The 11,398-nt window shown below is 59.7% G+C and carries 10 protein-coding genes; 3 read left to right on the top strand and 7 right to left on the bottom strand.

What is annotated here, in order from left to right:
* Positions 1-112: 112 nt before the first annotated feature.
* The 3 genes from ACYQ6J_RS01645 (at position 113) to aroF (ending at position 2,827) form a co-directional block, all read left to right on the top strand.
* Positions 113-406, top strand: a complete 294-nt coding sequence (locus ACYQ6J_RS01645) for a hypothetical protein (RefSeq protein ID WP_460182449.1) — start codon at positions 113-115, stop codon at positions 404-406.
* Complete coding sequence (gene thyX / locus ACYQ6J_RS01640; RefSeq protein ID WP_460182448.1) at positions 403-1,434, top strand: FAD-dependent thymidylate synthase; 1,032 nt, start codon at positions 403-405, stop codon at positions 1,432-1,434. Before ACYQ6J_RS01645 ends, thyX begins: the two co-directional genes overlap by 4 nt.
* Positions 1,435-1,771: 337 nt before the next feature.
* The gene (aroF, locus tag ACYQ6J_RS01635) at positions 1,772-2,827 is read left to right on the top strand and encodes a 3-deoxy-7-phosphoheptulonate synthase (RefSeq protein WP_460182447.1); all 1,056 of its coding nucleotides are present in this window, start codon (positions 1,772-1,774) and stop codon (positions 2,825-2,827) included.
* Positions 2,828-2,873: 46 nt separating this feature from the next.
* On the opposite strand, the gene ACYQ6J_RS01630 is transcribed toward aroF, so the two are convergent.
* From ACYQ6J_RS01630 to ribH, 7 genes are all read right to left on the bottom strand, one after another.
* Positions 2,874-3,221 carry a P-II family nitrogen regulator gene (locus ACYQ6J_RS01630; protein WP_460182446.1) on the bottom strand — a complete coding sequence of 116 codons (348 nt, stop codon included), beginning with the start codon at positions 3,219-3,221 and terminating at the stop codon, positions 2,874-2,876.
* 196 nt (positions 3,222-3,417) lie between these two features.
* A complete protein-coding gene (locus ACYQ6J_RS01625; RefSeq protein WP_460182445.1) occupies positions 3,418-4,761 on the bottom strand; it encodes a porin in 1,344 nt (447 codons plus the stop codon).
* Positions 4,762-5,051: 290 nt separating this feature from the next.
* Positions 5,052-6,719 (bottom strand): porin, encoded by a 1,668-nt coding sequence (locus ACYQ6J_RS01620; RefSeq protein ID WP_460182444.1) that lies wholly within the window; start codon positions 6,717-6,719, stop codon positions 5,052-5,054.
* Between the two features lie 835 nt (positions 6,720-7,554).
* Complete coding sequence (locus ACYQ6J_RS01615) at positions 7,555-8,946, bottom strand: Gfo/Idh/MocA family protein (protein WP_460182443.1); 1,392 nt, start codon at positions 8,944-8,946, stop codon at positions 7,555-7,557.
* A gap of 159 nt (positions 8,947-9,105) precedes the next feature.
* On the bottom strand, positions 9,106-10,020 hold the full coding sequence (ftsY, locus tag ACYQ6J_RS01610) for a signal recognition particle-docking protein FtsY (protein ID WP_460182442.1): 915 nt from the start codon (positions 10,018-10,020) through the stop codon (positions 9,106-9,108).
* 165 nt (positions 10,021-10,185) lie between these two features.
* Positions 10,186-10,644: a transcription antitermination factor NusB gene (gene nusB / locus ACYQ6J_RS01605; RefSeq protein WP_460182441.1), complete on the bottom strand. Its 459-nt coding sequence runs from the start codon at positions 10,642-10,644 to the stop codon at positions 10,186-10,188.
* Positions 10,645-10,709: 65 nt separating this feature from the next.
* Positions 10,710-11,258 carry a 6,7-dimethyl-8-ribityllumazine synthase gene (ribH, locus tag ACYQ6J_RS01600; protein WP_460182440.1) on the bottom strand — a complete coding sequence of 183 codons (549 nt, stop codon included), beginning with the start codon at positions 11,256-11,258 and terminating at the stop codon, positions 10,710-10,712.
* Positions 11,259-11,398: the final 140 nt, after the last annotated feature.

The raw sequence follows: 11,398 nt of genomic DNA, 5'->3' as shown, positions 1-11,398 counted from the left end.
GGTGCTCATCCATTGCACCCGGGTCGCTGGGGACGTGCCGTGCCCGTCCTCGACAGATGGAGACTCCCGGTCTATGATCGTCGAAGCGGGGCAAGATTAGGGAGAACGCGGCGTGGCGAAGAAGGCTTCAGCTTCCGGACAAGCGCGAACCAAGTATCAACAGGGTATCATCCGGCGGTATTATGAGCACCGCGACACCTTGATGCTCCAAAAGTTGGGGGACTTGGTGGGCGATCTGTACCTGGCTGAGGGCAAGGCTCGAGATCGTTTGTGGGTACGAGTGGCGACCGCCCTGAAGAACTTGTCGGTTCCGCCCGATCGGATTCAGCATCTCATCGAGAGCGACAATCCAACCTATTTGGCCAATCTCCTTCAGGAATTGCAAGGCGGCGGCGGAAAGACGTGACGGGCGCCGTTTCGTGCGTTCCGGTTTTTGAAGTCATCGGTTGCCACCGCAAATCTCCAGGCAATCGGCAGGTCGCCCTCTCCTTGGTACTGAAAACCGCCATGGCCAACTACGTGGAAACCTTGGAATCATTGCGCTGGAAAAAGTTCCCCGTGCTGGACGACGGATTCGTCTGCCTGGTGGACGTGATGGGGAGCGACGCGGCGGTAGTGCAAGCCGCTCGGGTGAGTTACGGCGAGGGCACCAAACGCGTGTCCGACGATCGCACCTTGATTCGTTACTTGATGCGGCACCGTCACACCACGCCCTTTGAGATGGCGGAGTTGAAATTTTTGGTCCGGGTGCCGATGGACATCTGGCGACAATGGATCCGGCATCGCACGGCCTCGGTGAACGAATACAGCACTCGCTATTCCGTGGCGATCGACGCCGCTCATCGTACGGACCCCGATCAGTGGCGCATGCAATCGAAGGTCAATCGACAGGGAAGCCAGGGTGAGTTGCCGGAGGCCTTGGGGGCGGATCTGTCTGCGGAGGAACGGGAACTGCAAGACCGAGCGAGAGAGGTCTATCAGCGCCGTTTGTCCTTGGGAGTCGCCCGGGAACAGGCCCGCAAGGACTTGCCCCTGTCCACGTACACCGAGGCCTATTGGAAGATTGATTTGCATAACTTGTTGCATTTTCTGGAGTTGCGATTGGATCCCACCGCGCAGTTGGAGATTCGCCAATACGCGCGGGTCCTGGGGGAGGAGATCGTGGCTCCGCTGTTCCCGATCACTTGGGAGGCGTTCCGGGACTACCGGTTGCATTCCGTGTTACTGACTCGGTTGGACGTCGAGGTGATCCGCAGGTTGGTCGCCCAAGGCCGATTTCCGGTCGACTTAACGACGTTCGCGGCGGCGCAAGATCCCAGTTGGGCGGGGTTGGAGAGGTGTCGCGAACGGGAGGAGTGCCTCGAGAAACTGCGACTCTTGGGTTTGGTCCGGGAGAACGGCGATCAAGCGGATGTTTTCCCGGCCGTCGGTTAAACTCGATTGGCGGGATTGATTTTGTGATTGGGAGGGCTTATATTTTCGATAGTTGATGTATCGAGTTCGATCGAAGGTTCGGAACTCGGAAATCTGAATCAAAAGGCTTTGTCGATGTATCTTCTGTGGGCCGCCTATTTCGGGTTTTATCGCCCCCGCGATTGCGGGGCGGGAGGCGGTCTGTAGAGTATAACGCAAGACAGATCGAAACCCTGAAAGCCCTGGCAATCGCGACCGATTGTCAGGGCTTTTTCGTCGTAAGTGGACTTCGTGTCGGGTATCGGTAGCCGCCGCAAGACGTTTTTCAGCGGCACAGTTCCAAGTGGAGGATTCGGTCATGATTGTAGTGATGAAAAACGGTGCTACGGATGAACAGATCCGCGGGGTGGTGAATCGAGTGAGAGAGCTCGGTTTGAAGCCTCACGTCATTATGGGGACGGAGCGGACGGTCATCGCGGCGATCGGAAACAAACGCGACGAACATCGGCAATCGCTGGAGTCGTGCCCGGGCGTCGCGGAGATCATCCCGATTTTGGCCCCCTACAAGGTCGCCAGTCTGGAAGTTCGCCCCGACCGGACGGTGGTTCGCGTCGGTCCGTTGGTCCTCGGCAATTCCCACGTCGGCGTCATCGCCGGTCCGTGTTCCGTGGAGAACGAGGAACAGACTTTGGCCACCGCGCGGGCGGTGAAGGCGTCGGGTGCAGCAGCCTTGCGGGGCGGTGCCTTCAAGCCCCGAACAAGTCCCTACGCTTTCCAGGGTTTGAAAGAGGACGGGCTGAAAATTCTAGCGGCCGCCAGGGCCGAGACCGGTTTGCCCATCGTGACGGAGGTGATCACGCCTGCCGACGTGGAGGTCGTGGCGGCCTATGCCGACGTCTTGCAAATCGGCGCGAGAAACATGCAGAACTACCGCCTGCTCGAAGAGGTAGGACAAGCTGGCAAGCCCGTCTTGCTTAAGAGAGGACCTGCCGCTTCCGCGGAGGAATTGCTCCTGGCCGCTGAGTATGTTTTGAACACCGGGAATCACAACGTCATTCTTTGCGAACGCGGCATTCGCACCTTCGAAACGCATACGCGTTTCACTCTGTCGCTGGCCACCGTCGTATGGTTGCACGAGCGAACGCACTTGCCGGTGGTCGTCGATCCCAGCCACGGCACCGGACACAGCGTTCTGGTAGGACGCATGGCCGCTGCTGCGGTGGCCGCCGGGGCCGATGGTCTGATCGTGGAAGTCCATCCTACCCCGGAACGCGCCATGAGCGACGGTTTCCAATCCCTGACGTTCGAGCAGTTCGATGAATTGATGGCATTGTGTAGGAAAATCGCCGACGCAGTCGGGCGGACGATCGATCCGGCGTGGGAACCCGCCCGCGAACTTTCGCCGGCACAATGAACTCCCACGGTGGTTTCGCCGAACTTGCGGGATCAAACCGGTTGGACTAGATCGCTTCGCCCCCTCGCTCGCCGGTGCGAATGCGGACGCAATCTTCGAGAGGCAGGATGAAAATTTTGCCGTCGCCGATTTGTCCCTCGTTGCCAGAGCGTGCGCCTCGGATGATGGCGTCCACGGTCCGGTCGACGAATTCATCATTGACGCCGATCATGACTTGGACTTTCCGCGCAAGGTTAATCGCGAACTCTTGCGAGCGGTACGTTTCGGACTGAACGCGCTCCCGCCCAAAACCCTGCACGTCCATCACCGTCAAGCGGAAGACTTCGACTTCCGCGAGGGCTTGTTTGACGGCCTCCAGGCGGTGGGGCTGAATGATGGCGATGATGAGTTTCATACGCGATTCCCGTGTGCCTTTCTTGGATTGATATTAGCGCACGGTGGCGGTAATCGCAAGTAGGCGGCGGGCGAGTCGGCGACGAGGCCACACTTAAGAAAGCGAGCGAGGGCCGCCCCGTGGGTCGGCCCTCGTCGTTGATCATGGCTTACCTGATTGGCACCGTGACGGGGATTATCCTGTCGCGGTCAACCTCTCAGAAGGTGAGGATGAAATCGCATCCGAAGAGGAACTGATCGTCGCGGTCACCGGAGTCGTAGGGCAGCGTGGCGACGTTTCCTCTGGGTTCGTACCAATCCCAACGGAGTTCGGGGCGGACGAGGATGTTGGGTCGCGGGGACCAGTTGAGTCCGACGGTGATTTCATAGAAATCGCCGGGGAAGGAGGCTCCGGCGACGAGGTTGCCATCGCCGATCCCGGTGACGCGGGTACCGTCGGTATCGCGGAACCATTCGATGCGTGAGCCGAACTTCCAGCAGGGGTTGATGGTGTAGAAGAAGTATTGGTTGATGCCGTACCACTGGCTGTCGACGCCCTGGGCATCTTCGGCGTTCCCCCAATCCCATTGGAAGACGTACTGGCTGCGGGAACTGATATTCCAGGTGGCGACGGTGGAGAAGATGACGCGCTGGGTTTGGGGCCCGAACTCGTCGGCGGAGAGGGCGAAGGCGAGGGCCACTCGTTCATCGCGACTGGTCCAGTTGACGCCGCCGAGGAAGCCGAGGGCATCCTGTCCGTCGGTGTCGTCGAATTGATCGTTGCCGCGATGGAGACCGGCGGAGAAAGCCCACTGGTCGTTGAGTTTGCGGGAAAGGAGAAGCCCGGTGTGGGTGAAGGGTTCACCGTAATGGTGCGAATAGGCGTGGGTGTAGAAGAAGTTCTTGGGAGCTTGGACGACTTCGTAACCGAGGATGGTGTAGAAGTGTCCCATGCGGAGGTTCCAGTCGTTGTAGGCGAGATCGACGTAGAACTGCGGGAGGGCGACCTGATAGAAGCGGCTGGTTTGTCCCCAGTCGGATTCGAGGCCGTCGGTGGCTTGGGTGAAACGGGCGTCGGTGCCGTAGAGGAAATCGACGTGCCCGCCCCAGGCCCAACCGCAGCCTTGATTGTCGGCGGGTTTATCGAGGAAGAACCAGAGTTGGTTGAGTTGGGGTTCGGCGTTGCGGTCGGCGAAGGTGACGACGCCGTTGTAGCGGTCGACGGGCCGATTGGCGACGACGGCGGCGCCGGCCTCGATCCATCCGCCGAAGTCGATGCCGCGGCAGGCGAGGAACGAGGGCGTCGGCAGTTCGTAGGGAGTATCCGACCGGCAAGGATCACACGGTAACCAATCCGAGAAAAAGCCGCCGCGGCACGAGTCGCATCCATTGTAACCGCCCGCGGTTCCGCAACCGCAAGCCGCCGCGGATTGACCCCCGAAATAGTTTCCGGTAAAGGATGTGGGATAGACGCCGCCGGATTGGGCCAAGGTCTGGGCGGCAGTTCCGACCAAGAAAACGCCCGCCATGGCGAGCTTCCATGCGTTGTGCTTCAGAAACATCCTGGGACTCCCTTTCCTGAAGAACCGTTCTGTGCCGGTGATACAGACCGCGCTGCTACGGGAAGCGGCGATCTCTCACGGTGCCGGATAAGTCGCAGCAAGGGCAAATGCCCTTCCTTGTGTTCTATCGGTCATCCAGGACCTCGCGGTTTATCAGGAAAACTGATTTTCCTCGTCAGAAGCGTAAAGATAGATAAGACGCGTTGTGTAACGATGCTGCTGCGGGTGCACTGTGGTTGTTGTATGGCGCCTCTTTGGTATTTTCCCGTGCAGCGAGCGAGTCGCCCCCGTCAGAAGGTGAGGATGAAATCGCATCCGAAGAGGAACTGATCGTCGCGGTCACCGGAGTCGTAGGGCAGCGTGGCGACGTTTCCTCTGGGTTCGTACCAATCCCAACGGAGTTCGGGGCGGACGAGGATGTTGGGTCGCGGGGACCAGTTGAGTCCGACGGTGATTTCATAGAAATCGCCGGGGAAGGAGGCTCCGGCGACGAGGTTGCCATCGCCGATCCCGGTGACGCGGGTACCGTCGGTATCGCGGAACCATTCGATGCGTGAGCCGAACTTCCAGCAGGGGTTGATGGTGTAGAAGAAGTATTGGTTGATGCCGTACCACTGGCTGTCGACGCCCTGGGCATCTTCGGCGTTCCCCCAATCCCATTGGAAGACGTACTGGCTGCGGGAACTGATATTCCAGGTGGCGACGGTGGAGAAGATGACGCGCTGGGTTTGGGGCCCGAACTCGTCGGCGGAGAGGGCGAAGGCGAGGGCCACTCGTTCATCGCGACTGGTCCAGTTGACGCCGCCGAGGAAGCCGAGGGCATCCTGTCCGTCGGTGTCGTCGAATTGATCGTTGCCGCGATGGAGACCGGCGGAGAAAGCCCACTGGTCGTTGAGTTTGCGGGAAAGGAGAAGCCCGGTGTGGGTGAAGGGTTCACCGTAATGGTGCGAATAGGCGTGGGTGTAGAAGAAGTTCTTGGGAGCTTGGACGACTTCGTAACCGAGGATGGTGTAGAAGTGTCCCATGCGGAGGTTCCAGTCGTTGTAGGCGAGATCGACGTAGAACTGCGGGAGGGCGACCTGATAGAAGCGGCTGGTTTGTCCCCAGTCGGATTCGAGGCCGTCGGTGGCTTGGGTGAAACGGGCGTCGGTGCCGTAGAGGAAATCGACGTGCCCGCCCCAGGCCCAACCGCAGCCTTGATTGTCGGCGGGTTTATCGAGGAAGAACCAGAGTTGGTTGAGTTGGGGTTCGGCGTTGCGATCGGCGAAGGTGACGACGCCGTTGTAGCGGTCGACGGGCCGATTGGCGACGACGGCGGCGCCGGCCTCGATCCATCCGCCGAAGTCGATGCCGCGGCAGGCGAGGAACGAGGGCGTCGGCAGTTCGTAGGGAGTATCCGACCGGCAAGGATCACACGGTAACCAATCCGAGAACAAGCCCCGCGGGCAAGCGGCGCAGCTTTCCGCCGCGACGGGCTGCGTCCGTTCTTCCCGGACCGCCGTCTCCGTCATCAAGCCGCTCTCGGGGATCGGGGCAAGACCCGACGAGACCGAGTCGGCGGTTCGCGTTGCGGAGGCGATTTGGGTCGGGCTTATGTGATCCGGCATAGAGATGGTTCGTACGGGCAACTGCGAGACGGTCTTGGCGTCGTCCGGCGTATCGGCCGAAAGATCCTCGCTCTGGGGCGCCCAGAGGACGGGGCGGTCGTCCCAAAAAGCCGTCCGTTGAATCGCACTTGGTTGTTGCACGAGATCGGAGGGTATGTTGCCTGCCAAAGCGGTCCTCAACCGGGACGCCGCGGTTTGGAGATCGTCCGCTGATTCCGAAGCGGCAACTCCCCATGCAGTCGAGGCTTGGCCGACATCGCGTTTCTCGAATCCCGGTTCGGTGTACCATTCGTGACCGAACCGTTCATCGCGAGTGGAAAGCTCCAGCGACATTGGTTGTCGAAGCTTCACCTTCGGGTTTTCCTCGCGAAAGGCGGCGACGATACCTTCGACGAGATTTTCTTCTCTTGGAGGCGTGTCGGCGGAGGACAAGGAGGTAACAGGGCCGACTTGGGTGTCACTGGAGCGTGGCGTTTCGGGAATCCCGACGGAAGACTCCGGATTGCCGGAAGAAACGGCGGCATTGGAGGCCTTAACGCGTTGAGGAACTGCTGCACTCGCAACGGTGGAATGCGGCAGAGCGGCGCCGACTGCGGCGGATCGGATGGCCTGTCGACGATCCTGCACCGCTATCAGCCCGATACCCAAGGCGAATCCAATTGTCAGTGCAAGCAACTTGTGCGAGGGCGGAATTCCGGCGGGATTCATGCTGGACGTCCTGAAAATGGGAATTGGGTAACAAACCCGGTACCATGTCAGAAAGTTGCCCCCTTCCGTTGCAACTATGCGACTGTTCGGCTTTATGCCCGGTGCGGGTAACACTCAAGATAACGGAAGGATCAGTTTTGGTATCGGTGAGGAGAATAGCGAGGATTCAGCCTGCAACGCCTTCAACGACGGCTACGATGGTATTTGAGGTGTCCGTCGCTCCGGTCGTATCGATTGTGCCGGATTTTCGGGCGATTCCTCGACGAAAGATTGTCGGACGGATCCGTACGGAATAGAAAAAGGCCCTCGATTTTTTGGGGGAAAACGAGGGCCTCAGTTTGATTGAAGACAACCGAGCCGCATCAAAAGCCGACTTCGGCCATCCGGCTCAACATGTCGTCGCGGCAAAACCCCTATAGTTGTCGCAACCGTTACGGTCTTGCGATCGCGACCTCGCAGGCCTGGGGCACCGATCCGGTCACGTTAGGGCCGGCAGTTCGTAACCCTTTCGTCGCTGACGCGTAATGTAGGAGGACTGGTTGGCGCCTTCGTGATTGGTGAATTTTTCGGTTGCCGGATCCCATTTCAGCCTGAATCCGACCTCACCCACCTCGCGCACGATATTCACGAGATAGCAAAGCGTCGTGGATCGCAGCCCGTATTCAATGTCGGCGTTGCACTTGCCCCGAGTCTTAATGCAATCCAGCCAGTTGGCGATGTGGTATTCGGTCTCGGGTCGGGTGATTGGTCCGGGATTGTCCGGGCGCTGAAGCAGTTCTTTGGGATTCGTGGCGATCTTGTCGCGATTGATCTCGATCTTCCCGTTTTCGCCGATGAAGATGGCGCCCAAGCCGGGACCCCAATCGCCGTCCAAGTGCAAACGCAATTCGACACCGTTGGCGTACCACATGCGTACTTTTGCCCGTGGACCGGCGACCGGGCGCGCCAATTGATTCAGGTATTCGAGGTAGGTAGGATCGTCTTCCGGAACCCGCTCGAATTGTCCGCACGGGCCGGTGTACACCGGTTCTTCCAGTACCATCTCGACAGGGCCGGTCTCATCGGTTCCCAACGCGCGCTGAATCTGGTCGTAGGAGTGCGTACCCCATCCGGTGACGCCGAAGCACAGCCCGCCGCCGTCGTAATCCCACCAACGTTCCCAACCGTGGTGCAGTTCGGGGTGATAGGGGCGCAACTCGGCTTGATTCGTCCACACGTCCCACCAACCGTCTTTGCCGCCCTGAGGGAGAGGCATCTCCGGTTTGCCCGGCCATTTCTCGGGCCCGACGAAATTGGGAGCCAACACCGTCTTAATCTTTCCGATGGCCCCATTCTTGACCAAGTCGCTGGCCCAGTTGTTGTACGGCATGGAGCGCTGCTGCGTGCCGACTTGCGTCACCCGCTTGTAGCGGCGGGCTGCGTTCACCATGTACCGTCCCTCCTGGATCGTGAGGCACATAGGCTTCTCGATATAGGCATCCATGCCCATCTGCATGGCGGTGACCGCGATCCAGGCGCGAGCGTGGGTCGTGGTTTCGACCATCACCCCGTCCGGCTTCTTTTCCTCAATCATCTTGCGAAAATCTTCGTATCCGGCCCAGTTGCGACCAGCGGCTTTCTCGCTGATAAACCGGTCTACGGCAGGGCGGAAACAATCGCTCACGTCGACGATTTCCAGGTTCTTCAATTCCTGGGATTCCGCGACGATCTGGCGCGCGCGTCCACCCAACCCTATGATGCCGACCTTAACACGCTCCGAGGCCGGTGCACCGCCCTCCAAGCCCAACACTTTGCCCGACACAAAAAGCGGCACGGTCAACGCGGCGCTCGCCTTGAGCATGGAACGACGCGAGAATTGCGACGATGACATGGAGCCTCTCCTTTTCGAGACATGGAATCGCGAATCGTGACACGGGGGCGCTCGGGGACCCGATTTGCACACCGCTGGTATTTTGCAACAAGAGCGTTCCGTCTGCAAGCGTCGCAAGCGGGAAAAGGGGTATTATTCTGCCCGCGGTCACTGAAGAGTTCACTCGTCGAAAAGCCCGTTTACGAAGACTTCGGCATCGAAAGGAAGAAGGTCTTCGGGGCGTTCACCGACACCGACGAATTTTACCGGGAGACCGACTTGCTGACGGATGGCGACCACAACGCCTCCCTTGGCCGTGCCGTCGAGTTTGGCCAACACGAGGCCAGTACAGTTCACGGCGTCGGTGAAATGTTTGGCCTGGCTGATGCCGTTCTGCCCCGTCGTCGCATCGAGGACCAGGAGTACTTCATGCGGGGCTCCCTCCACTTGTTTCCCCAACACGCGATGAATCTTCGACAATTCTCGCATTAGGTTCTGATGCGTCTGAAGCCTTCCCGCAGTGTCTACGATGCAAATGTCGGCGGCCTGCTCGATCGCGGCGGCGACCGCCCTGTGTCCCACGGCGGCGGGATCGCTTCCTTCCGCTCCCGTCACGATTTCCACGCCCAACCGTTCAGCCCAAGTGCGAAGTTGTTGCACGGCGGCGGCGCGGAAAGTGTCGGCCGCCCCCAGTACGACTCTCTTGCCTTGACCCTTCAGCATGTGCGCCAGCTTGGCGATGGTCGTGGTCTTGCCGCAACCGTTGACCCCGCAGACCATCAAGACCGTCAGTCCGTTGGCGGCCAAGTTTAACGGAGAGGCAGGTTGCCGGAGAAGTTCCTTCAATTGGGATTTGATCTCCGCGACGGCGTCTTCCCACTCGATAACGCGATTCCGATACTTGTCCGCGATGCGATCTACGATTTGGCGCGAGGCTTGCACCCCCATGTCGGTGCGGACCAAAACTTCGAATATCTCGTCAAGGAAGGCCTGATCGACCAACCGCCCCTTCGCCTTGAAGAGATCGCGAATATCCGTTTGCAGGATTTGTGCGGTTTTCTTGAGACCTTGCTTGATCCTGTCGAAGAGTCCCATGATATGACGTCTCTTTCTCAGTGCCTTGACGCGTGTTGCGAAACAACAAACAACGCTGCCGTGTGTGCCGGGCGGCGGTATCCTATCCCGTCTCGACGGGTCGCGCCGGGGAGATCGTAACCACAATGGGGCGACCGCGTCATGCCGAACCCGGTGGCGAGCCCGTCAAGGGGAAACCTCCGGGACCCCGCGGCGACCGGCCGAGGCAGTCTTGCATTCACGGAGCAGTCGATCGAGGATTCCGTTGACGAAAGCACCGGAATGTTCGGTACCAAACGACTTGGCCAGTTCGACGGCCTCATCGATGACCACGCCCGGCGGGGTATCGGTGTGAAGCAATTCAAACGCTCCCAGTCGCAATACGTTCCTATCCACGGCGGCCATGCGGTCCAGCGTCCAATTTTCCGCCACTCTCTGCAAGCACTCGTCCAATTCCCGGCGGTTACGCCTCACTCCGGCCAAAAGTTCCTTCGCGAACCGAACCAGATCCGGTTGGCGGAGACCGGTTTGGAGCATCTCCTCGCCCTTGGCCGGGTTATTGCGGGGATTGAGGTCGTCTTGGAACAGAAGTTGTAAGACCAAGACGCGGGCTTGGCGACGATCAGGCGAGGGACGAGTCGTCACGGATTACGCTCCATGGGGACACCGGACTGTTTGCGGGGATCCTAACGAGCTTGCAACACCCTCTATCATGCGGACGACACGACCTCTCTCATTTGGCGGAGGATGGATACCATTTGTAAAGCCGCTTCCGCACATTCGGCACCCTTGTTGCCGGTCTTGGGACCCGATCCGTCCTTGCCATGTACCGCGGGGGCGGCGGCGGAACGGGCGATCGCCTGATCCAACGTTTCGCATGTCAAGACCCCGAAGAGAACCGGAACGCCGGTTTCCATTCCCAGATTCGCGAGCGACAGACTCACCGCCCGATTGATGTGCGTATCGTGCGAAGTCTCGCCTTTAATCACGGCACCCAGGCATAGAACCGCCGAGTAGACGCCGGATCGGGCGGCAAGGGCGGCGGCGGTCGGGATCTCGAAAGCGCCCGGCACCCAAAAGACGTGGAGATCGTCGGGCTGCATCCCAGCTTGCCGCAAAACGCCCACGGCGCCGTCCAAAAGGCCCCGGGTGATGGTCTCATTGAAACGGGCGACGACGATCGCCATTTTGCCGTATTCCGCAGAGGCTTGGGTCTCCCATTCGCGGTGCGAAGTCGGCTTGGATGTATGGCCTGTCATGGTCGGATTCTTATGTCTGCTAAGGAGTTGGTCACTCGATGCACGCGCCGGTCCTTGAAGTCTTCGCTTTTCCCAACAGCGGGTCGCCGACGGTTGCAATCGCGGTGATGGCCGGCGTCGCGGGGGCGTGCAACCTATCG

The organism is Thermopirellula anaerolimosa (assembly GCF_054657335.1).
The sequence above is the reverse complement of the archived record's forward strand: the minus strand, read 5'-3'. Positions and strand labels throughout refer to the sequence as shown.